Here is a 21,247-nt window from a genome sequence, read left to right on the forward strand (position 1 = left end):
GCTGGGATCCCGTCAACTCACGCCCTCCGCGCGCGCTACGGTGGACCGGTCCGCTCACCTCTTCGGCGGACGGACCCGTGACGACCCCTGCCACAAGGCCGTCTGAACGGGCATCGGACACGCACGAGGTGGGGGCACAACAGCGCCATGGCACAGGGCACGGTCCAGGTGACGCACACCGGCACATCGCGGTGGCGGCGCCGCACTGGCGAATACGCCTCCCTCACCGCAGCCCTTGAGGCCGCGGCGGACGGCGATGTCCTCACCGTCGCGCCGGGCACCTACCGGGAGAATCTCGTCCTGCACCGCGCGGTGACCCTGCGTGGTCCCGAGGGCTCCGTCGGCTCCGTCCGGATCGCACCCGTCGACGGCGTACCGCTGACGGTGCGAGCCTCCGCCGTCGTCCAGGATCTGCATGTGGAGGGCCAGGACTCGGCAGCCCCCGCACTGCTCGTCGAGGACGGCGCCCCGGAGCTGGCGGATCTGCGGATCGTGACGCGGTCGGCAGCCGGGATAGAGGTGCGTGGTGCGGCCCGGCCGAGCGTGCGCCGCTGCACGGTCGACAATCCGGCCGGGGTCGGCATCGCCGTGCTCGACGGTGCGGGCGGGGTGTTCGAGGAGTGCGAGATCGTGTCGGCCGGGCAGTCCGGGGTCTCGGTGCGCGACGGCGCCCATCCGCGGCTGGAACGCTGCCGGATCCATCACTCCTCGGGCGCCGGACTGAGCGTGACCGGTGAGGGCAGCGCGCTGGAGGCCGTCGGCTGCGAGGTGTACGAGATCAAGGGCAGCGGCATACAGGTCACCGCCCGCGCCTCCGCGCACCTCACCGACTGCACGGTGCACCGCACTTCGGCGGACGGGGTCACGCTCGACACGGACGCGGTGCTGACGCTCGCCGACTGCGACATCCATGACATCCCGGAGAACGCGGTGGATCTGCGCTCCCGTTCGGTCCTCACCCTGACCCGTTCCACGGTCCGCCGCTTCGGGCGCAACGGCCTGTCGGTGTGGGACCCGGGCACCCGGGTCGACGCCAACCAGTGCGAGATCCACGACAGTACGGGCGACTACCCGGCGGTCTGGGTGAGCGACGGCGCGACCGTGATACTGGACTCCTGCCGGGTCCATGACGTGCCGGACGCGATCTTCGTCCTCGACCGGGGCTCACGCGCCGATGTCGTCGACAGCGATCTCACCCAGGTCCGCAACACGGCGGTGTCGGTGAGCGACGGCGCGACCGCACAGCTCGACGACTGCCGGATCCGGGAGGCGTCCACCGGCGCCTGGTTCCGCGACCACGGCAGCGGCGGCACGCTGAACAACTGCACCATCGACACGGCACAGACCGGGGTCATCGTCACCAAGGGCGCCGACCCGACCATCGAGCGCTGCACGGTCACCTCGCCCGCCGAGGCCGGTTTCTACGTCTCCGCCGAGGGGCGCGGCACCTTCAACAGCTGCCGGGTCACCGGCAGTGACGGATACGGCTTCCATGTGATGGACGGCTGCCGTACCACGCTGACCCGGTGCCGTGCCGAGCGGTGCGCGCGTGGTGGCTACGAGTTCGCCGAGGGCGGCTCGCACGGCGACGGGCAGGGGACGGGCCCGGTTGTCGAGGACTGCACCAGCGACGAGAGCGCACTGCGCACCGCCACTCCCCCGCCGCCGACGGTGCTGACGGCCAACCAGTCGGCCCCCGGGCTGCTCGGTGCGGTGCCCGCGCAGCGCCCGGCCGTGCCCGCCGCCGTCGAGGCACCCGTCGAGCCGGTACGCACCTCGGGCGCCGTTCTCGGTGAACTGGACGCGCTGGTCGGCCTGGACAGTGTCAAGCGCGAGGTGCGTGCACTCACCGACATGATCGAGGTGGGCCGCCGCCGGCTGGAAGCGGGGCTGAAGGCCGCGTCGGTGCGACGCCATCTCGTCTTCACCGGCTCCCCCGGCACCGGCAAGACGACCGTGGCCCGCCTGTACGGCGAGATCCTGGCCTCGCTCGGGGTGCTGGAGCGGGGGCATCTCGTCGAGGTGTCCCGGGTCGATCTGGTCGGCGAGCACATCGGCTCGACCGCCATCCGTACCCAGGAGGCGTTCGAGCGGGCGCGCGGCGGGGTGCTGTTCGTCGACGAGGCGTACGCGCTGTCGCCCGAGGACTCCGGCCGGGACTTCGGCCGGGAGGCGATCGACACGCTCGTGAAACTGATGGAGGACCACCGGGACGCGGTGGTCGTGATCGTCGCCGGTTACACCCACGAGATGGAACGGTTCCTCACCGTCAACCCCGGCGTGGCATCCCGTTTCTCACGGACCATCACCTTCAGCGACTACGAGCCCGCCGAACTGCTGCGGATCGTCGAACAGCAGGCCGAGGAGCACGAGTACGACCTCGCCGAGGGCACCGGAGAGGTGCTGCTGAAGTACTTCACCGAACTGCCCAAGGGCCCGGCGTTCGGCAACGGCCGGACCGCCCGCCAGACCTTCGAGTCGATGGTCGAGCGGCATGCCGGCCGGGTCGCCCAGCTCGCAGAGCCGAGCACGGACGACCTCACCCTGCTCTACCCGGAGGACCTGCCGGAACTTCCCTGAGAGCCTGTCGGGTGACCTTCGACCGGAGAGCGGACGCGGCATGCTGCGTGCGATTCCAAGGCGCCGGGATGGCCTTGGACGGGGTCTCCCCTGCTCGAACGAAGCTGAGCGCTCGGGGAAGGAGCTACCAGGGCATTTCGGCAACGCCGCAAGCCTGCGTGCCAGGGCGTGGCCGCCCGATCAGAGGTCACCCGACAGGCTCTGAGTCTCTCCGGAGCCCTCGTCGGCCTGGCGGGGCAGCACCGGCCCGAGCCGGACGAGCAGCGCCGCCCGCTCCTCGGCGAAGACCGGGTCGGCCTGGTAGTCCGAGTGGCCCAGCACCGGTTCGGGCAGCGGGTGCTCCGGCGTACGCCCGTAGACCAGCGGGTCCCGCAGAGGCCCCCGGTCCACTTCGGGGCCGGCATCCACATCGAGCCGGACCCGGCCACCGATCGGGTCGGTGGCCCGCCACAGGTTGCGCCAGCAGCGCACGGACCGATGCAGTCCATGCAACGGTCCGGGACCGAAGTAGGCCGGGAACCAGCGGCCGTACAGCCGCTCGATCGGCGAACCGTAGGTGAGCAGCGCAACCCGCTTCCGGGCCCCGGCCGGCAGCTGCCAGACGGCGGACGCCGCGAGGACGCTGCCCTGGGAGTGCCCGGAGATGACGAGCCTGCCGCGGGTGCGGCCGGTCCAGCCGGCCATCCGGGAGGCCAGGTCGGGGACGGCGCGCTCGGCGTAGCAGGGGGGCGCGAAGGGGTGGGCGGCGCGCGGCCAGAACGTGCCGACGTCCCACAGGATGCCGATGGTGCGCCGGGTGGAGGCGTCCCGGTAGGCGCGGCGGCCAAAGGTCACAAAGACGATGAAGCCGAAGCCGATCATCCAGGAGCCGGTCGACTGGGCGGCTTCCGCGACCGACTCGATGAACGGGCCGGCACCGTCCAGGGCCAGCCCCGGCACCTCCCCGCTCACCCACGCCCCGGCGACCGCTCCCGCGCCGAGCAGCAGGGTGGCGCCGGACACCAGCCCGAGGAGCCAGGGCGCGGAGTCGGTGAGCGCGGCCATGGCCCGGGTCCTGGCGATCTGCCGGGTACGGGCGGCGTCCGGCCGCTTCTCCCCGTACTCCTTGTTGACCTCGGGTTCCATGGCGCGGGCGGCGAGCCAGGTGCGTACGCCCAGCACGACGGCGGGAATCAGCAGCAGGGCCAGGAGTACCGGGATGACCGAGGCCTGCCAGCTCAGCAGTACCGGCGGCCCGTCGATGAGGGAGCTCCGGCCCATGCCGGGAGTGCCCGGTCCGTCGAGCCAGTCGGCAACGCGCTGGGCGACCCCGCCGGTCATGACGCCGCCGAGGGCGCAGGCGAGCATCGCGACCGCGGGGCCGCCGAGTCCGTACATGACCGTTCGGGGCTCGGGCGTCCGGCGGTACAGGCCGAGCGCGACCGCCGCGAGGGCGATCACGAGCATGCCCTGGCCGACGGTGAGGACGCGGAAGGTGACGTCTCCGGGGAGCGTGCCCGCGGAGACCCAGTCGGGACGGGACCAGGCCGCGTACACCGCGGTGATGACGAGCACGGCGAGGGCGGTGCCTGGCAGCCAGGTGATAACAGCGCCGTCAAGCCGGTTGTCGAGCCGCCGCTCGCTGCGACCGCGGCTGCAGACCACCCAGAGCACGACGAGCGTGCCCAGCACGAGCATGGCCTCGATCAGCTGCCCCAGGAACTCGGGTACAGGGCCGATGACGGCGCGGTCGTGACGGGCCGCGGCACCCGCGACGGAGGCCGCCACGGTCAGGAACCCGGCGGCGGTGTGCGCGGCCCGCAACCGGGCGACGAGCCGCCGGCCGTACCAGAATCCGGGGCGGCCGAGGGCGGGGCGGCCGACGGGGGTTCCGGCGTCAGGGCCTTCGGTGGTGGGGGTGGCCTCGGTCCCGTTGTCGATGACGTTGTCGTGCGGTTCCGCGCCGGTGAGCGGGCGCTGCGACTCGTAGGCACTCCAGGTCCGGTTGGAGAGGAACCAGAGCAGCCCCACCAGCACGGTCGGCACCAGAGCCGCCAGCGCGAGCCGTCGCCCCGGCTGCGACCACCAGCCGTCCTGCGCCGTCGACAGGAAGCCGAGCCAGGACCGTTGGTTCGAGCACTCCGGTACACCCGCGCACTGCCAGGCCACCAGATCCAGCGCGACCTCGCACGCCGCAGCCGTCAGCAGGACGGTCAGGCTGAGGGCGACGAGGCGCACGAGCACGCCGTACAGCCGGACCGCACGGGTGCGGCGTTTGGCCGTGGGCCGCATCCAGTGGGCCAGGTTGACGACCATGAAGGGGAGCAGCAGCAGCCACAGCGCGCGCGAGCCGTTGCCGGAGGTGAGATTGGACCAGCAGTACGCCTCCTCGATGGGCCGGTCCCGGTACCGCTCCGGGTGCTGCTCGGCGTCGGCGTCCCCTGAGCGCCGGAATATGGCAGCCGTCGCATCGCCGGTGACCCGGACGATGCGCGGATCCCGGAGCATCGACTGGGGCGTGGCTCCACCGACGCCATGGACCAGGAGTTCCAGCGCGGCCCCCGTGCTGTGCGGGGCCTCGGTGACAGGAGGCACGTGGATGACTCGCTCTCTTGCTGTCGCGGCGTTCCGGCCCGCGTACTGATGCGTAGTCACCAGAATCCCGGAATCCGGGCCGCGCCGGTACCCGGATCACAATTCTCCCCAGTGCAGCGCCGGACGAAGCTGCGTGGCAGGATGAGCCCGTCCGACAGACTGTTGAACCGACGGGCTGCTGTACGGAAAACCGAGGGAAGGACCGGACCCGGCGTTGAGTGAGAATCAGAATCTCCTCGCGGAGCAGCGGCGTGCACTGATCCTCGACGAGGTGCGCCGACGCGGCGGGGTCAGAGTCAACGAGCTGACCCGCAAGCTGAGCGTCTCCGACATGACCGTGCGCCGGGACCTGGACGCACTGGCCCGTCAGGGTGTCATCGAGAAGGTGCACGGCGGCGCTGTGCCAGTCGTCGAGGCGAGTACGCACGAGCCCGGTTTCGAGGCCAAGTCGACGCTGGAGCTGACCGCCAAGGAGGACATCGCGCGGGCCGCCGCGGCGATGGCCGTTCCCGGCAGTGCGATCGCGCTCTCCGGTGGCACGACGACATTTGCGCTGGCTCAACACCTGCTGGACGTACCGGAGTTGACGGTGGTGACGAACTCGGTGCGGGTCGCCGAAGTGTTCCATGCCGCGCAGCGGTCGACGGGCGGCCCGCGGGCCGGGGCTGCCACGGTGGTGCTCACCGGTGGGGTACGGACTCCGTCCGACTCCCTGGTCGGCCCGGTCGCCGATCAGGCGATCGGTTCGCTCCACTTCGATGTGCTGTTCCTCGGGGTGCACGGCATCTCGGTCGAAGCCGGGCTCTCGACACCGAATCTGGCGGAGGCGGAGACCAATCGGCGCTTCGTGCAGTCGGCACGGCGGGTGGTGGTGGTCGCCGATCACACCAAGTGGGGCACGGTGGGCCTGAGTTCGTTCGCGACACTGGAGCAGGTAGACACCTTCATCACGGATTCCGGTCTGTCCGCGGGCGCCCGCGAGGAGATCGAGGAACATCTGCCGGGCCTGGTGGTGGCGGGCGGGACCGCGACCGGCGACCTCTCCGAAGGCTGAGGAAACGGGGATCCCGAGGGCGAGCCAGAAGTTCCGCTCGGCTCGCGCCGGGGCCGGAACGTCCTAAGAGCTTGTCCCGTAATCCCTGGCGGGCGCACGACGACAAATGCGGCACCTCGCTGCGTTGCCGGAACGCCCGAAAACCCCAGTATGAGGACGCCACTCCGCCTCGCGATGCACCACATCTGACGCCATAGCCGATGTCGCGCTCCTCCAGCGCCGCGCGCAGTCTCGGGGTGCCGCCATAGACCTGATCTCCCGTGACCCAGCCGACGCGGTGTCGGGCATCCCGGAACCGTTCGATCATCCCGAGGGCCAGGCCGGGCTTGGTCGCGAAGACGGTGTCCTCGCCGAGCCCCGCGGCCCAACAGCGATCCGGATCGCCCGTCCAGGAACGCGGAATGTACAACTCTCGGTCCACCGCCGCGTGTCCCCCGGCGCCGGCGTAGAGGAGGTAGACCGTGACCTGGGAGTTCTCGACCCACCGGACCCGGCCAGCACCATCACGCTCTACAAGCGTTCGGTGAGCAAATCCGCCAGGCGGTCGGCGAATTCAGTGAGCCAGTCCAGCCGTGGTCCGCTGCGGGCGATACGAAACCCGTGGCGGCGGCCCCAGAACGCAGCCTGGACGGCATGGAACTGGGCCCACCGCTGGACGCGTTCACGATCGAGTTCCGCGGCCTCGGCGAAGACGTCCAAGACACGGTGGACAGCCTTGCGCAGGTCATCCGCTTCGAGGAGCGTCAGCGCGCGGGACTTCAGCAGTGTGCCGCCGTCGTAGGCGGGATCTCCCGCATACCCCTTGGGGTCGACAGCCAGCCACGGCTCTCGTCCGGCACGCAGGATGTTCCGGGCGTGGAGGTCGCCATGGATGAGGGTGTCCGGCTGGGCCCGCCCCAGCTCGCGAACGGTCGTCACGGCGGCGCCCAGGACCTGATGCGACAGCGCATGCGTCAACTCGCCGGCGTCCTTGCACAGCTGCTCCTCCCAGACATCGACCTGCTCACGCAGCCGGGGCAGGCCGGGCGGTGCGGGGATGGCCAAGCGCCGATTGAGCCGCCCGGCGACCGTCACCACCTCGTCGCCGTCCTCGACCTCCGCCAGGGTCGACGGCTGAACCCGCTCCAGCAGCATGGCGAACCGCTCGTCGTCGCGCTCGTGCAGCAGCACGGCGCCGCGCCCGCCCCACGCAACGAACGCATCCGGCTCATGGACGTTGCCTGGATGCGGAAACGACACCTTCAGCACGGCGCTCTCCGCAGCCCGCAGCCGTACCGGAACGATGACGCCGACGCCCCCGTGCATGACCTCGCCGTCCGGCACGCACCCCCAGCGCACCAGCAACTCCTCCACGATCCCAGGCAGCTCGGCGAGCCACGCCGCCCCGGCCTCCCCCTCGCGGTCGACGGTGCTCTGTGCGAACTCCTCTGGCATCGTGATCATCTCGGCACCCTACGCGCCAGCCCGCCGCAGCCACCAAACCCAAGCCGGCCGCTGTCGCCCGACGGGCCGCGCACTACGAAGATCGCGATCTACAACAGGAGTGCTAAGAGCTGTCCCGCAAAGATCCGGCGGTGGCCCCAACTTCGATGATCGCAGAGCCAGGCGGCAGGATGACCTCCGTGACGAACAGCGCGGAGATGCACCCTGACCGGATCCCCGGCTACGACGGCGGCCCCTTCACTCACCGCCCCGAGCTCTTGGACGAAAGCCTGTTCTGGCTCGGCCACCTGCACAACTGCGCCCAGAGCGAGGACGCCGAGGAACTGCTGCTCAGCGCTGACGAAGAGGAGGCAGCGGACCTCCAGCGCCGGCTGCTGGGAGGGGACGACTGGCCCGTGTTCACCGTGCCGCTTGCCGGCGGCCACCGCCTCTACGTGGTGTACCGCGCCTTCGAGGAGGACGAAGGCATCGACTACCTCCTGCACCACCCCGACTGGGACCACGCCGAACACCTCGCACAGGACGAAGGGCACTTCATGGGACCAGCCCTCTCCTGGGCCGAGCTGACCGCCGCAGCGGACAACGGCCTGCCCGGCGGCAGCACCACTGATCCGCATGCCCGGCTGCTGCTCCTGCTGCCCGCGTTCGGCGATGACGCTCTACCCGATGGTGCTGTCGACCGCCTGACGGCAGCCCTGCGCACCCGCACCCAGGTCGAGGCCCCCGATCGGCTCGCTGCCGCCCTGCTTGAGGACCAGGGACTGTGCGGTCCCGTGCGCTGGACCACAGTCGAGCGTGGCTACAGGATCAACAACGGCGGCCTGTCCTTCCGCAATCCCGCCAACCGCTTCGCCTGGCCTGCCGCACGCCTGGCTCGTGTGAGTGCCGCGCTGACCCCCTGACCCGCACAGCCGGGTGCAGCGGCCAGACACCGCTTGGAATGATCTTGCGGTGTCTGGTGTGATTACGGCGTAGCAGCCTTCCTGGACAGCTCCGTTCACCGGGTTGAGCCCGCGGCAGTTCGGCAAGCTGCTCACCGCGCTGCGGCGCAAGTGTGTGGACCCGGTGCGTCTCACGCCGCAGTTTCTGGACGTCGACCGTGATCGCATTGTCGCATCCACATATTCGAAGCACGCCCTAGGATTCTGCTGTGGCCGTATTCCGGGTCGAACGATTCACCTCCCTCCCCGCCGCCGAGTCCTGGCGCCGGGTGACCGACTGGGAACGGCACTGCGCACACGTCCCGCTGACCCGGATCACCGTCCCGACCGGACTGCCCACAAGGATCGGGACCGTCTTCGTGGCGCGCACGGGTGTGGGCCCGCTGGCGTTCGACGATCCGATGGAAGTGGTGCGCTGGATGCCGCCGGTGACCGGGCGAGCCGGGCTCTGCCGGCTGGAGAAGCGTGGTTCGGTGGTGCTGGGCCGGGCGTCGATCGATGTGTATCCGACGGAGTCCGGGTCCCATGTCGTGTGGGTGGAGGAACTCCGTATCCGGCTGCTGCCGCAATGGGGCGATCCGCTGATCGCGGCAACGGGCCGCCGGCTGTTCGGCCGGGTGCTGGACGGTCTGCTCGACGTCACGGTGCGGCCGTAACGGCCTCCCCACGACAGGGAGCCGTGACTCCCGCGGTACGCGGCTGCCGCCTCGGTCATGCAGCCGACCTGACAGCCAGGCAGGCGCGCCTTTGGACCTGCGCCCGATGTGACCGTCACACGATCGACTCGTTTGTCGGTACGACGGTTATCGCCAACGGCTCGGAAGGCACCGATCCCATGCCGATCCACCCATCCCGGCAGCGCTCCACTCGCGGCAGCGGACGCCCCGGCGTCCAGCAGGCCGAAGCCGCGCTCGTGGAACACTACCCGCGTCTCGTCCGGCTCGCCTACCTCGTTCTGCCGCCGTCACTCGGCCGGCACCGACGGGTCCTCGCCGCCCATGCGGCCGTCCAGCGCGCCCTGCCCGGCCGGCGCACCGCCACCGCGGGGCCTCCCAAACCGCTCCGGACCCGGGTCCCGGCACAGGGGCGGAGCGTACCGTCCCCGAGGAACCCCGCCGCGGCGCACGGCGCCACCTCCGCATACGCCTGGGTGCGGCTGCGGGTGCTGCGTACCGCGCTGGCGTACGAGCGGCGGCCCCGCTGGTGGCCCGCGCGGATCCCGGCACCGGCCTCGCTGCGCCCCGCGCTCCCCTTCGTCCGGGGGCTGCGGCTCTTGCCGCGCGCCGGTGGCGCGGAGGAACTGGCCCTGGACCGGACACTGTCCACAGTGTCCGCTGCCGTGCGGGCGGCGTTCACGCTGCGGTTGCTGGAGGAGCTGACCGACCTCGAGGCGACGGTGCTGCTCGCCCGGGCGGGGGCGAGCGATGCGGCGGGTGCGGTACGTGCGGCCGGACGGCTGGAGTCCGCCGACCGGCCGCGGACCGAATCGCTGCTGCGGTCCGCCGAGTTCGACCCGTGCACGCTCCAGACCCGCCCCAGCGATCTGTTGCGGCGCAGGCACCGGCTGCGGACGGTGGCCTCCACTGCCGCGCTGTGCGTGTTGGCGGGCGGTCTGGTCGTCCTGGCCGCCGAGAACGGTCCGGGCGGGCCCGCGGGGGCCGGGTCCGCCGCCGTCGATCCGGCAGCGCTGCTGCGTACGGCTGCCACGGAATGGGCGGACACCTCGCGCGTCGACTTCACCGCGTGGCCGGCCCGCGGCGACCGTACCCACGACCGGGATCTGCTCGGCCGGGCGCTGCATACCTGGGGGCACACGCCGCGCAGCGTCCACGTCTCCACGTCGCCCGGGACGCTCTCCGTACCGCCCGCCCAGCCGCCCCAACTGCTGTACGCGGGCGAGGTGGACGGTGCGGCCGTGGTGCTGTTCCACGACGGCGGCGTTCGCGTGGTGCGTTACGCGGAGCCGCTGACCGGAGCCGGGGCGGCCGCGCTCGACTTCGCCCGGACCGATGACGCGGACGTGACGACGGGGGCGGCCGTCGTGGTCAGCCGCCGGGGGGACAGGGCCCGGTTTCTGCTCGCCCCATGGGTCTCGGAGATGAGCACGCGCGACCTGCTGGCGCCGAACGCTCCGGGGCGGTCGCTGAAAGTGGGCCGCGACGGTGTCACCGCACCCGTATCGCGCCCCTCGCCGGGCCGCAGCTGTGGCTCCTGGCCGGTGATGCAGCTGCGCTCCTCGGGGCGCATCGCCGACAACCACTCGTTCCTCCTCACCGATCTGGGCGATCTCGCTCCGGTCCATCTCACCTTCACACCGCTGCCCGGCAAGGGCGCGCCGCCGCGCGGGCCGCGCGAGGCGACGGGTCGTCCGGCCCTGCTGAGCTGGGCACGTACGGCGTGCTCGCTGCGGGCGCTGCGGGGCGGCGGGGTCCGTGCGGTCAACAATTGGGCCTTTGCCCGGCAGCCTCTCCCGGAGGGCGGGGCACCGGCGGACTGGGTGTGCACCCGGGCCGACACCTGGCGGGGGCGCGGCCGGATTCTGGTTCAGTTCCTGCAGCCCGCCGCATCGCTCACCGCACCTGGTGCGGTAGTGGCCGACCGACCCGACACGGCGCTGTGCAGCCGGTTCGGGCAGCACGTCCTGGCGGGCACGCACTGGAGGGCACCGTCCGGCCGGTGGTACGTGCTGGCGGCGGGCAGCCGGGCCGTCAACCGGATCGAGGTGACGGGCGGCGTGCACGGGTCGGCGGGCGGTACGACGCTGGCGGTACGGGCACCGCAGGACGCGCAGGTGGAGCTGAAAGCCCGGCTGCGCAAGGGCGGGGCGCTGTCCGCGGTGCGCTGAGAGGAGCGGAACGAGGAAGGGGCGGGGGGCCGGGAGAGGCCGTTCGGCGTCGTCCGCCAGGTGGGTGCGACACTCCAGTGCGAGACTCGGCCGCGTGACCGAATTCTCCGGCTCCGCGTTCCACTCCGACTCCGACCACGGATCCGGCTCTCCCGGCGGTACGCAGTTGCGCTGCCTGGTGACGGGTGCCACCGGATACATCGGCGGCAGGCTGGTGCCCGCGTTGCTCGAAGCCGGCCACCGGGTCCGCTGTCTGGCACGCACCCCGCGCAAACTGCGCGACTACCCGTGGGCGGACCGGGTCGAGGTGGTGCAGGGCGATGTCGCCGATGCCGCGTCGGTGCGGGCGGCGCTGGCGGACATGGATGTGGCGTACTACCTGGTGCATGCCCTCGGCTCGGGGCGCGGTTTCGAGCAGACGGACCGCCGGTCGGCCCGGATCTTCGGCGAGCAGGCGTGCGCGGCCGGGGTCCGCCGGATCGTCTACCTCGGCGGCCTCACCCCGGCCGGGGTGCCGGATCGCGAACTGTCACCGCATCTGCGCTCGCGGGCCGAGGTCGGGCGGATCCTGCTGGACTCCGGGGTGCCGACGGCAGTGCTGCGGGCCGCGGTCGTCATCGGCTCGGGTTCGGCTTCCTTCGAGATCCTGCGCCATCTGACGGAGCGGCTACCGGTGATGGTCACGCCGAGCTGGGTGCGTACCTCGATCCAGCCGGTGGCGGTACGGGATGTGGTGCGGTACCTCGTCGGCTCCGCCTCGCTCCCGGCGGACGTGAACCGCACCTTCGACATCGGCGGCCCGGACGTGATGACCTACCGCGACATGATGCAGCGGTACGCGCGGGTCGCCGGGCTGCCGCACCGGGTGATCCTTCCCGTCCCCGTGCTCACACCGGGGCTGTCCAGCCACTGGATCGGCCTGGTCACACCCGTACCGTGGTCCATCGCCCGCCCGCTGGCGGAGTCACTGCGCAACGAGGTCGTCTGCCGCGAACAGGACATCACCCATTACGTGCCCGATCCGCCGGGCGGCCCGATCGGCTTCGACCAGGCGCTGCGGCTGGCACTGCAACGGATCAAAGAGGCCAGGGTGGACACCCGGTGGTCGTCCGCCGCTCTACCCGGCGCGCCCAGCGATCCGCTGCCGACCGACCCCGGCTGGTCTGGCGGCAGCCTGTACCGCGACGAGCGCGAGCTGACCGTACCGGTGACGCCGGATGCGCTCTGGCGGGTGATCGAGGGCATCGGCGGGGAGAACGGCTGGTACTCCTTCCCGCTCGCCTGGGCGGTACGGGGGTGGCTCGACCGGTTCGTCGGAGGCGTGGGGCTGCGACGCGGGCGACGGGACGCACAACGGCTGCGGGTGGGCGAATCGCTGGACTTCTGGCGGGTGGAGGAGATCGTCCCGGGCCGGCTGCTGCGGCTGCGTGCGGAGATGCGGCTGCCGGGTCACGCGTGGCTGGAGCTGTCGGCCGACCGGGACGATTTGGGGCGGACCGTGTACAGGCAGCGGGCCCTGTTCCATCCGCGCGGGCTGCTCGGTCACGCCTACTGGTGGAGTGTGTGGCCGTTCCATTCGGTGGTCTTCGGCGGCATGGCACGTAACATCACGGCGGCGGCCAGGGCAGCACCGCTGTGCACCCCGACGTAACGCCTGTACAACTAAAGCGAGTTGACGATATGTCAGGTGTGGTACGGCCCACGGCACGGGCGCGGGCCGCGAGATCCGGCTCAAGGGTGGCGCGGTGTTCCACGAGACAATCGTCGCGAAGGAGCCCGGCGAGCGGTACGCGTACCGGGCCGGGCTTCAGCAGGGCCAGTTGCCGGTGGTCAGGAAGTGCCGGATCGTCGCGGTGTACGGGGCGATGTCCAGGCCCTGTTCGGCGAGCCAGTTGTCGGAGTAGTACTTGTCGAGATAGCGGTCTCCGGGGTCGCAGAGCAGTGTGACGATGCTGCCGGTGCGGCCTTGGTCCAGCATTTCGGCGACGAGTTTGAACGCGCTCCACAGTCCGGTGCCGGTGGAGCCGCCTGCCTTGCGGCCGATGGCCTGCTCCAGCGCGCGCACAGCGGCGATGCTGGCCGCGTCCGGCACCTTCATCATCCGGTCGATGGCGCCGGGCAGGAAGCTGGGTTCCATCCGCGGCCGGCCGATCCCTTCGATGCGTGAACCGCAGTCGCTGGTGGCGAGGGCGTTGTGGTCGGTCCAGCCGTCGAAGAAACAGGAGTTCTCCGGGTCGGGCACACAGATCCCGGTGTCGTACTGCATGTAGTGCACATAGCGGGCGATGGTCGCCGAGGTGCCGCCCGTCCCTGCGGTGGCGACGATCCAAGTGGGCTCCGGATAGCGCTCCAGCCGCAACTGCTGATAGATCGACTCGGCGATGTTGTTGTTGCCGCGCCAGTCGGTGGCCCGCTCGGCGTAGGTGAACTGGTCCATGTAGTGGCCCCCGGAGTCGGCGGCGAGCCTGGCGGACTCCTCGTACAGCCTCTGGGCGTCGTCGACGAAGTGGCACTGACCGCCGTGGAATTCGATCAGCCGGCACTTCTCGGAGCTGGTGGTGCGGGGCATCACCGCGATGAACGGCACCCCGATCAGTTTGGCGAAGTACGCCTCCGAGACGGCCGTCGAACCACTGGACGCCTCGATCACCGGCCTGCCCGGCCGGATCCAGCCGTTGCAGAGACCGTAAAGGAAGAGCGAGCGGGCCAGCCGGTGCTTCAGGCTGCCCGTGGGGTGCGTCGACTCGTCCTTGAGGTAAAGGTCGATCCCCCATGCCTCGGGCAGCGGGAAGCGCAGCAGATGCGTATCGGCGGAGCGGTTGGCGTCGGCCTGGACCTTGCGGACGGCCTCCTTCAGCCAGGCCCTGTAGTCATGGTCGGTGCGGTCGATGTCGACGGTCGCCGTGACCTCGCCGTCGGGCCTGCGCTCACTGGTGTTCATCAGCACGCTCCTGCTCGTCGTGACCGGACTTGCGGGCCACCGGCCCCCGGACTCCGCATCCCACGATAGGCCCCCCACCTGCACAAACATTGACTTTGGGGATCCATAGCACTGCCTTGGCGCCGGGGAGCGGGACGACTGCGGCACGCCGTGGCGCATGCGCGGCATGCCGCCTCGCTGCGACCTGGTGCACCCGTGACCGTGCGGGCAGACTGACCGTCAGAAGCGTGACGAAGGGGGCGAACCAACCATGGAGGAAACGGAGTTCAGCGCGACGGGGGTAAGGATCGAGCGGTGGGCCCGGTCGCTCACCAGGGCCGGTCAAGTGATCGTCAAGGACGGCCGGGTGGCACTGCTGAACAGTTACGGGCGGGAGATCGACAGCGCCCCGGCGGGGGCGGTGCGTGCGTGCAGGCCATGGTTCGCCGGAGTCGACTCGACGGTGGCACGGGTCAACGGGACGTGGTATCGGCTGACCATGGGGCAGCACGACCGCGGACCGGCCCCCGCGGGGCTGTCGCGCCGTTTCCTGGAGGCACTGCGCAGCGCGGGCGGGCAGCCGGGACGGGAAGCGGGGCCGGCCGGGCGGGGCTGACGGTGCGCCACGACCGGGTCACCGCGAGTTGCGGAGCCCTGACCCCTGGGCGACATTGGAGTCGCGTCACTCTTGGTTTACCGGCGGTGACACTGTGATCCAGCCCGCCGGACCAGGAACGGCAGACAGCCAACCGCCGACTCCGTTCCGTCGCCTTCTTCCGGACCTATTTCGGGGAGTCGCAGCCGTGATCAGCGAGCCAAGCAGGCACTGCACGGTGGAGCTCCAGGCCCTGCCGTCGCGGATCGGTCAGGTCCGCAGAATCATCTCGGCGCAATTGCGCTACTGGCACCTCGACCCTCTGATCGACCAGGCAGCGCTCGGCGTCACGGAGCTTCTCACCAATGTCCACCGGCATGCACAGCCGGACAAGACGTGCACCGTCGAGATAGAGCTGCTGCTCGAACGTCTGACGGTCTCCGTCCACGACCACGACCCGCGGCTGCCGACCATACGCGCAGCCGACGCCTCCAGCACCTCGGGGCGCGGACTTGCAATGATCGCCGCGGTCAGCGAGAGCTGGGGGTTCCGGCCATGGGGCCGGGCCGGGAAGGTCGTCTGGTTCACGCTGCCGGCGCCTGCTCCGACGGTGGCTCTGCCGCCGAACTCGCTGTACGGGGCGACGACCGACGGCCCGTTCGGCGCCGTGACGACCACGTCTCCCCTGGAGGCCGTGGCGCACACCGACGCCCGGTCCGCCGTGGTCGGCTGAGCGCTGTCCCGTAGAAGAGCACACAAAATGGGAGTCCGATCCACGAGCCGGGCGCCCATTTTGTGTGCTCCTCTTCAGGGCCTGATCCGAACACACTGACTGTCTGCGTTCAGTCGGCGGCGATGGCACGGAGCACGTCCAGGCGCGCCGCACGCCGAGCCGGTCGCCAGCCGGCCAGCACCCCGGCGGTGATCCCCACCATGGCGACCACCAGCAGCCGTGTGGGCGGCAGCGCGAAGGCGAACGAGGTGTCGCCCGCGCCTTCCGACGCCTTCACGAGCACCCAGCCGAGGAAGCCGCCGAGCAGCAGGCCGCCTGCTGTTCCAAACGCGGCGACCAGGACGGACTCCCAGCGGACCATGGTCCGCAGCTGACTCCTGGTCTGTCCGACGGCCCGCAACAGGCCCAGTTCCCTGGCGCGTTCATGGATGGCCAGGGTGAGGGTGTTGGCGATGCCGAGCAGGGCGATCAGTACGGCGAGTGCCAGCAGCGCGTAGACGAGCGTGAGCATCATGTCGATGGGGCCGGCCGAGGACCGCGCGTACTCTCCGCGGGTCTGTACATCCGGATTGCCGTACGCCGCGGCGGTCTTCTGGACTGCTGCCTTTCCGTCGTCGGTCGACACACCGTCCTTGAACGACACGGCGATGAGCCTGTCGGAGTCCTGCGCGCGGTGCGGCGCCCAGGCCTGCCGGGTGATGACGTAGGTGCCCGCCAGTTCCGACCGGCCGTAGACCGCGCGGACCGTGAAGGTCTGTTGCTTGCCGTCGGTGAAGGTGAGCCGGGCGGTGGAACCGGTGTGCAGACCGCGCTCGGCTGCCTCCGCTTCGGACACGGCAATGCCGTTCGGGTCCAGTGCGTTCATCGATCCGCGGACCGGGCCGAGGTCGAAGACCCTGGCGAGCGCGGCAGGGTCGGTGACAGTCAGGGCGCGTCCCGCACCGTTGACCTCCGCAACGCCCTTGCCGAGGCCGACCGCGGTGGATACTTCGGGCAACCGGCCGACGGCAGGCGCGAGCGCGGGGCTGAGACCGCTGCCACCGGCGCCGAACGCGGGTGCGCTGATGGCGACATCACCGGCGAAGGATCGGTCCACGGTCTGGTTCATGGTGGCCTTCAGCGAGGCGCCGAAGACGGTGAAGAGCGAAACGACTGCGACCCCGATCATCAGCGCGGTCGCGGTGGCGGCGGTCCGCTTGGGGCTGCGCAACGCGTTGCGCCTGGCCAGTGCGCCGGTGACACCGCGCAGCCGGTCGAGTGGAGCGCCGAGGATCCGTACGGCGTACGTGGAGGCGGCCGGGCCGAGCACCACGAAGGCGGCCGGCGCCAGGACCGCCCCGGCCGCCGACGGCCAGACGGACGGATGGGCAAGGACGCCGGTCAGGATGGCGCCGACCGCCGCGAGCAGCAACATGACACCGCTGACGGCGCGGGTCCGGGAGGCCGCCGAGTCATCGACGGCGGTCTCGCGCAGGGCCGCGAGCGGTGCGGTGCGTCCCGCGCGAACGGCGGGCAGAAGGGCCGAGCCGAGACAGACAAGTACGCCGACGGCAAGCGGAAGCAGCAGCGAGATCCCGCTGATCACCAGTGCGCCGTCGGGGAACGGGAAGCCGACGGCGGGGAAGAGCGCCTGCAGCCCGGCGGCGATCCCGATACCCCCGGCCAGTCCGGTGGCGGAGGCGAGCACGCCGACCGCGGTTGCCTCGACGAGGGTCGAGCCGAGGATCTGACCGCGGGACGCGCCGAGGGCGCGCAGCAGGGCGTTCTCCCGGGTGCGCTGCGCGACGACGATCGCGAACGTGTTGTGGATGGAGAAGGTGGCGACCAGCAGGACTATCCCGGAGAACACCAGCAGCAGCGTGGTGAACAGGCCGAGGAACGCGCCGGAGATCATGCTCTGGTTCTCGGCGGCGGAGGCCTGCCCGGTGATGGCCTGCGTGTCGGCGGGCAACACGGGAGTCAGCGCGTCCACGAGTTCCTGCTGGCTGGTGCCGGAGGCGGCACGCACCTGGATGCTCGACGCCTCACCGGGCTTCGCGGTCAGGTACTTCTCGGCGTCGGCCTGCGTCATCCCGGTGAAGGTGACCTGGCCCATGCCGTCCTCACCACCGAAGGTGGCCAGGCCGACGACGGTGACGCGCACGGGGTCAGGGGTGCGCAGTACGGTCGTGTCACCGATCTTCAACCCTCCCCTGGCAGCGGTACCACGGTTGATGACGACCTCGCCGGACCGGGACGGGGCCCGCCCCTCGGCAAGCCTGTAAGGGTTGAGCTCCGGGTCCTGGATCCAGTTGCCGGCGACGGTGGGCGGACCCTGGCCGCCGATGGGCTTGCCGTCGGCGCCGATCAGCTGCCCGGCGCCCTCGATGTCGGGTGCCGCGGCGGCGACGCCCGGCGTCTGCTCGATCGACTTCAGGAGGGTGGTGCTCACCGGCTGCCGGGTGCCCTGGCCTTCACCGGGCACGGTCACCACATTCGTACTGCGGACGACCGCGTCCGTACCGGCGGCGGCGTTCGCGAACATCGTGTCGAAGCCGGCGCGCAGGGTGTCGCTCATGACGAGCGTGCCCGCGAGGAAGGAGACGCCGAGCAGAACGGCGGTGAACATGCCTGCGAAACGACGCTTGTGGGCGCGGAGTGAGGAGACGCTGAGGCGCACGGAGGCGCGGGCGCCGGTCATGGCGTCACCGCCGTTGCGCCCGGCGCCGGATCGAAGGCCTTGAGCCGGTCGAACACGCGCTCCGCGGTGGGGTCCGGCATGCGGTCGACGAGGCGCCCGTCGGCGAGAAAGACGACCTCGTCCGCGTGGGCTGCGGCGACCGGGTCATGGGTGACCATGACGACCGTACGCGAGGTCCGGCGAACGGTGCGCCCGAGGAGCCGCAGCACCTCCTGTCCGGCCCGGGAGTCGAGATTGCCCGTCGGTTCGTCGGCGAAGACGACGTCGGGGTTGCCTGCGAAGGCGCGGGCCACGGCGACCCGCTGCTGCTGGCCGCCGGACAGTTCGCTGGGCCGGTGGTGCAGCCGGTCCCGCAATCCCACGGTGTCGATGAGCGCGTCGATCCACTCCCGGTCGCCGCGCTCCCCCGCGAGGTCGATGGGGAGGGTGATGTTCTCTGCGACGGTGAGGGTCGGGATGAGGTTGAACGCCTGGAAGACGAAGCCGATGCGCTGTCGGCGCAGCAGGGTGAGACTGCGGTCGTCGAGCGCGCTGAGGTCCGTGTCGCCGATGAGGGCGGAACCGGAGGTGAGCGTGTCGAGTCCGGCGGCGCAGTGCATCAGGGTGGATTTTCCGGAGCCGGAGGGCCCCATGATCGCGGTGAAGCGGCCGGCCGGGAAGTCGACGCTCACCCCGTCCAGGGCCCTGACCTCGGTGTCGCCCGTGCCGTAGACCTTCACGGCGTCGACGACGCGGGCGGCGGTGGCGGCCCCGGTGCGGATAGTCATGGTCATGCGACACCTCGCCTGCCGGTGGGGCCGAACTGCTCGTCCAGAACGGAGAGCCGGCGCCAGTACTCGTCCTCGTCGATCTCACCCGCGGCGAAGCGGCGGCCGAGCAGAGTGATGGGCGACTGTTCACCGAATGCGGCGGGGCCGCTCTGCGCGGCGCGGGGGCCCCAGGGGACGCCTCGGCCGCCTCGCCACCCGGTACGGCGCAGCACGGTGACGACAGTGACGGCGATTGCTGCCCAGACCAGTGGGAAGAGGAAAATCCACGGCCCGGGTCCACCGGAGTAGGCCAGGGTGTTCATCTCGATCGGCTCCCTCGGTTCGGAGATCTCGGTCGGCGTTCTTCCGACGCTTCCGAGCCTGGCCCCGGGAAGGGGTCCGAGTCGTCGTACGGCCAGCGGCCGTGCACGTACCCCCACGGGAGTACGTGGCGGGCCGGCGGCTGCTCCCGTCAGCCGGTGAACACCCCCGGTTATGTACCTACTGTTACGTACGGTGACTTTCATGAGCACTCCGGATCATCTGGTCGAAGCCGCTCGGGAGCTCCTGTGGGAGCGCGGTTATGTGGGCACGAGCCCGAGGGCCATCCAGCGGCAGGCGGGCGTGGGCCAGGGCAGCAGGTACCACCACTTCGCGGGCAAGCCCGATCTGGCGCCGGCGGCCATCCGCCGCACGGCCGCACGGCCGCAGCGATGGGAGCCGCCGCCGGACAGGTGCTGGGCGGCCAGGGATCGGTGTACGAGCGGATCTCGGCGTACCTCCTGCGCGAGCGTGACGTACTGCGCGGCTGCCCGGCCGGCCGGCTGACGATGGACCCGGATGTCATCGCCGACGACGAGCTGCGCGCCCCGGTCGACGAAACGATCGGCCGGCTGCGCGGCCGGCTCGCCGAGATCGTCCAGGAGGGCCTGGACCAGGGCGAGTTCGACGGAGCGCTGGTGCCCGACGAGATCGCGGCAACCGTGTTCGCGACGGTGCAGGGCGGCTATGTGCTGGCCCGTGCCTCGGGCTCGACGGCGGCCTTCGACGCGGGCGTCAGGGGGCTGCTCTCCCTGTTGGCTCCGCGAGCCGGCTCCGGATCCGCGGCCTGACCTCCTCTTCACGTCGCCCCAGGCGGCCACACCGCCTGGCGCCGCCACCCGACGGATAGGCCCTCCAAGTCATCGAGGGGCCATAGGCGTGGAACATGGCCTCGCCGGCCCACCCGAAACTGATGACCAATCAGGCGTGGTAAGGAGCTGACTCGTTGACTCGCATGTGAGCGATCGCGGAGAGGGCCGCGACTTCGACGGGAATGCAGTGCCGCCGATGCACCGGCCTCGGTGCATCTGATGGTGTCCACTTTGGCCGCCCATTTCCACCTGTATGAGGGATATGGTGCGCCTTTTCTGCTGGGCATGATCATCAGGCATCGGAGCAATTCGCCCACCAGGGCAGCGCTCCGCCGATCGCAGAAAGAGAGTGACGTCTTGAGGAGCACTGGACGCCTGTCCGCCCGCGCCGCAGTGGCAGTGTTTGCATCCCTCCTGCTCGCCGCAGGCACAGCGGAGGCCGCCCCGGCGAAATACGCGCGGCATGCCGATGCTGCCACCCAGCTCAGGAAGGCGGGCATCACGTCGTCCTCCAGTGGCGGCTGTTCCGACTGGAACCGGAATTCGTGCACGTCCTTCACCAACATCAACAAGGCGACGATCGCGGGAGTCATCGCCTTCAAGAAGGCCAGCCGCTGCACAGTGGTCATCACCGGCGGCACCGAGAAGGGCCACGCCTCCGGCACCTACAGCCATCGCAACGGCTACAAGGTCGACGTCTCCACCCAGTACCCCTGCGTCAATACCTACATCACCCGGACGTTCAAGAAGGCGGGGAAGCGCGGCGACGGCGCGGCCCTGTACAAGTCCTCCGCCGGAAACGTCTACGCACGGGAGGGGAGCCACTGGGACATCACCTACTACAACAGCAAGGCGTGACACACACCCCGGCTCAAAGCTCGATCCCCAGCCCCCAACCTCAAGTGCTGTGAGATCGAACTCTCCTTGCTGACAACTGGCCCGTCGCCCCGGATCCATCGGGGGGCGGGCCGCTCACCGTGGCGCAGTCCGCAGCGACGGG

At 70.7% G+C, this 21,247-nt stretch carries 15 protein-coding genes and 4 pseudogenes; 12 read left to right on the top strand and 7 right to left on the bottom strand.

The window, feature by feature from the left end; translation table 11 throughout:
• The first annotated feature begins 147 nt into the window (after positions 1-147).
• Entirely contained in the window at positions 148-2,580 is a 2,433-nt protein-coding gene (locus tag ACNPQM_RS34805) for a right-handed parallel beta-helix repeat-containing protein (protein WP_418087108.1), read from the top strand.
• Positions 2,581-2,760: 180 nt separating this feature from the next.
• Here ACNPQM_RS34805 and ACNPQM_RS34810 read toward each other — a convergent pair whose 3' ends face one another.
• Positions 2,761-5,067, bottom strand: a complete 2,307-nt coding sequence (locus ACNPQM_RS34810) for a hypothetical protein (protein ID WP_418087121.1) — start codon at positions 5,065-5,067, stop codon at positions 2,761-2,763.
• A gap of 301 nt (positions 5,068-5,368) precedes the next feature.
• Here ACNPQM_RS34810 and ACNPQM_RS34815 point away from each other — a divergent pair, with 301 nt between their 5' ends.
• Positions 5,369-6,208, top strand: a complete 840-nt coding sequence (locus tag ACNPQM_RS34815) for a DeoR/GlpR family DNA-binding transcription regulator (protein WP_418087109.1) — start codon at positions 5,369-5,371, stop codon at positions 6,206-6,208.
• A 192-nt stretch (positions 6,209-6,400) separates the two neighbouring features.
• Here ACNPQM_RS34815 and ACNPQM_RS34820 read toward each other — a convergent pair.
• Both ACNPQM_RS34820 and ACNPQM_RS34825 read right to left on the bottom strand, forming a co-directional pair.
• Positions 6,401-6,686: pseudogene (locus tag ACNPQM_RS34820) on the bottom strand (transposase); the annotation flags it as partial.
• A 32-nt stretch (positions 6,687-6,718) separates the two neighbouring features.
• Positions 6,719-7,651, bottom strand: a complete 933-nt coding sequence (locus ACNPQM_RS34825) for an aminoglycoside phosphotransferase family protein (RefSeq protein ID WP_418087110.1) — start codon at positions 7,649-7,651, stop codon at positions 6,719-6,721.
• A 179-nt stretch (positions 7,652-7,830) separates the two neighbouring features.
• Here ACNPQM_RS34825 and ACNPQM_RS34830 point away from each other — a divergent pair, with 179 nt between their 5' ends.
• The 6 genes and pseudogenes from ACNPQM_RS34830 to ACNPQM_RS34855 all read left to right on the top strand — a co-directional run.
• Positions 7,831-8,553, top strand: coding sequence for a hypothetical protein (locus tag ACNPQM_RS34830; protein ID WP_418087111.1), 723 nt, complete (start codon positions 7,831-7,833; stop codon positions 8,551-8,553).
• 49 nt (positions 8,554-8,602) lie between these two features.
• Positions 8,603-8,699: pseudogene (locus ACNPQM_RS34835) on the top strand (IS5/IS1182 family transposase); the annotation flags it as partial.
• 102 nt (positions 8,700-8,801) lie between these two features.
• Complete coding sequence (locus tag ACNPQM_RS34840; protein WP_358861202.1) at positions 8,802-9,248, top strand: SRPBCC family protein; 447 nt, start codon at positions 8,802-8,804, stop codon at positions 9,246-9,248.
• A 179-nt stretch (positions 9,249-9,427) separates the two neighbouring features.
• Complete coding sequence (locus ACNPQM_RS34845) at positions 9,428-11,437, top strand: hypothetical protein (protein ID WP_418087122.1); 2,010 nt, start codon at positions 9,428-9,430, stop codon at positions 11,435-11,437.
• 166 nt (positions 11,438-11,603) lie between these two features.
• Positions 11,604-13,088 carry an SDR family oxidoreductase gene (locus tag ACNPQM_RS34850; RefSeq protein ID WP_418087123.1) on the top strand — a complete coding sequence of 495 codons (1,485 nt, stop codon included), beginning with the start codon at positions 11,604-11,606 and terminating at the stop codon, positions 13,086-13,088.
• Between the two features lie 58 nt (positions 13,089-13,146).
• Positions 13,147-13,236, top strand: a pseudogene (locus ACNPQM_RS34855) (SRPBCC family protein); the annotation flags it as partial.
• A gap of 8 nt (positions 13,237-13,244) precedes the next feature.
• Here ACNPQM_RS34855 and ACNPQM_RS34860 read toward each other — a convergent pair.
• Positions 13,245-14,378, bottom strand: a complete 1,134-nt coding sequence (locus ACNPQM_RS34860; RefSeq protein ID WP_418087112.1) for a PLP-dependent cysteine synthase family protein — start codon at positions 14,376-14,378, stop codon at positions 13,245-13,247.
• 250 nt (positions 14,379-14,628) lie between these two features.
• On the opposite strand from ACNPQM_RS34860, the gene ACNPQM_RS34865 reads away from it, so the two are divergent.
• Complete coding sequence (locus tag ACNPQM_RS34865) at positions 14,629-14,973, top strand: hypothetical protein (RefSeq protein WP_418087113.1); 345 nt, start codon at positions 14,629-14,631, stop codon at positions 14,971-14,973.
• Between the two features lie 187 nt (positions 14,974-15,160).
• On the top strand, positions 15,161-15,685 hold the full coding sequence (locus ACNPQM_RS34870) for an ATP-binding protein (protein ID WP_358861179.1): 525 nt from the start codon (positions 15,161-15,163) through the stop codon (positions 15,683-15,685).
• 109 nt (positions 15,686-15,794) lie between these two features.
• On the opposite strand, the gene ACNPQM_RS34875 is transcribed toward ACNPQM_RS34870, so the two are convergent.
• Genes ACNPQM_RS34875 through ACNPQM_RS34885 form a run of 3 tightly spaced genes read right to left on the bottom strand, consistent with a single transcriptional unit; the run spans position 15,795 to position 19,437 of the window.
• Positions 15,795-18,365, bottom strand: coding sequence for an ABC transporter permease (locus ACNPQM_RS34875; protein WP_418087114.1), 2,571 nt, complete (start codon positions 18,363-18,365; stop codon positions 15,795-15,797).
• Entirely contained in the window at positions 18,362-19,138 is a 777-nt protein-coding gene (locus tag ACNPQM_RS34880; protein WP_358861177.1) for an ABC transporter ATP-binding protein, read from the bottom strand. The genes ACNPQM_RS34875 and ACNPQM_RS34880 overlap by 4 nt, the downstream gene beginning before the upstream one ends.
• Complete coding sequence (locus ACNPQM_RS34885; protein ID WP_418087115.1) at positions 19,135-19,437, bottom strand: SHOCT domain-containing protein; 303 nt, start codon at positions 19,435-19,437, stop codon at positions 19,135-19,137. The genes ACNPQM_RS34880 and ACNPQM_RS34885 overlap by 4 nt, the downstream gene beginning before the upstream one ends.
• 202 nt (positions 19,438-19,639) lie before the next feature.
• On the opposite strand from ACNPQM_RS34885, the pseudogene ACNPQM_RS34890 reads away from it, so the two are divergent.
• Positions 19,640-20,226, top strand: a pseudogene (locus tag ACNPQM_RS34890) (TetR/AcrR family transcriptional regulator).
• A 378-nt stretch (positions 20,227-20,604) separates the two neighbouring features.
• Complete coding sequence (locus ACNPQM_RS34895; protein WP_418087116.1) at positions 20,605-21,105, top strand: hypothetical protein; 501 nt, start codon at positions 20,605-20,607, stop codon at positions 21,103-21,105.
• Positions 21,106-21,247 lie beyond the last annotated feature (142 nt).

Source organism: Streptomyces sp. NPDC056231 (assembly GCF_048270745.1).
Classification (GTDB): domain Bacteria; phylum Actinomycetota; class Actinomycetes; order Streptomycetales; family Streptomycetaceae; genus Streptomyces.

Excerpts from the sequence above, each read along its gene's own strand:
- ACNPQM_RS34885 (WP_418087115.1), bottom strand. The coding sequence starts at position 19,437 with ATGAACACCCTGGCCTACTCCGGTGGACCCGGGCCGTGGATTTTCCTC.
- ACNPQM_RS34865 (WP_418087113.1), top strand. The coding sequence starts at position 14,629 with ATGGAGGAAACGGAGTTCAGCGCGACGGGGGTAAGGATCGAGCGGTGG.
- ACNPQM_RS34860 (WP_418087112.1), bottom strand. The coding sequence starts at position 14,378 with ATGAACACCAGTGAGCGCAGGCCCGACGGCGAGGTCACGGCGACCGTC.
- ACNPQM_RS34875 (WP_418087114.1), bottom strand. The coding sequence starts at position 18,365 with ATGACCGGCGCCCGCGCCTCCGTGCGCCTCAGCGTCTCCTCACTCCGC.
- ACNPQM_RS34845 (WP_418087122.1), top strand. The coding sequence starts at position 9,428 with ATGCCGATCCACCCATCCCGGCAGCGCTCCACTCGCGGCAGCGGACGC.
- ACNPQM_RS34810 (WP_418087121.1), bottom strand. The coding sequence starts at position 5,067 with ATGCTCCGGGATCCGCGCATCGTCCGGGTCACCGGCGATGCGACGGCT.
- ACNPQM_RS34825 (WP_418087110.1), bottom strand. The coding sequence starts at position 7,651 with ATGATCACGATGCCAGAGGAGTTCGCACAGAGCACCGTCGACCGCGAG.
- ACNPQM_RS34880 (WP_358861177.1), bottom strand. The coding sequence starts at position 19,138 with ATGACCATGACTATCCGCACCGGGGCCGCCACCGCCGCCCGCGTCGTC.
- ACNPQM_RS34805 (WP_418087108.1), top strand. The coding sequence starts at position 148 with ATGGCACAGGGCACGGTCCAGGTGACGCACACCGGCACATCGCGGTGG.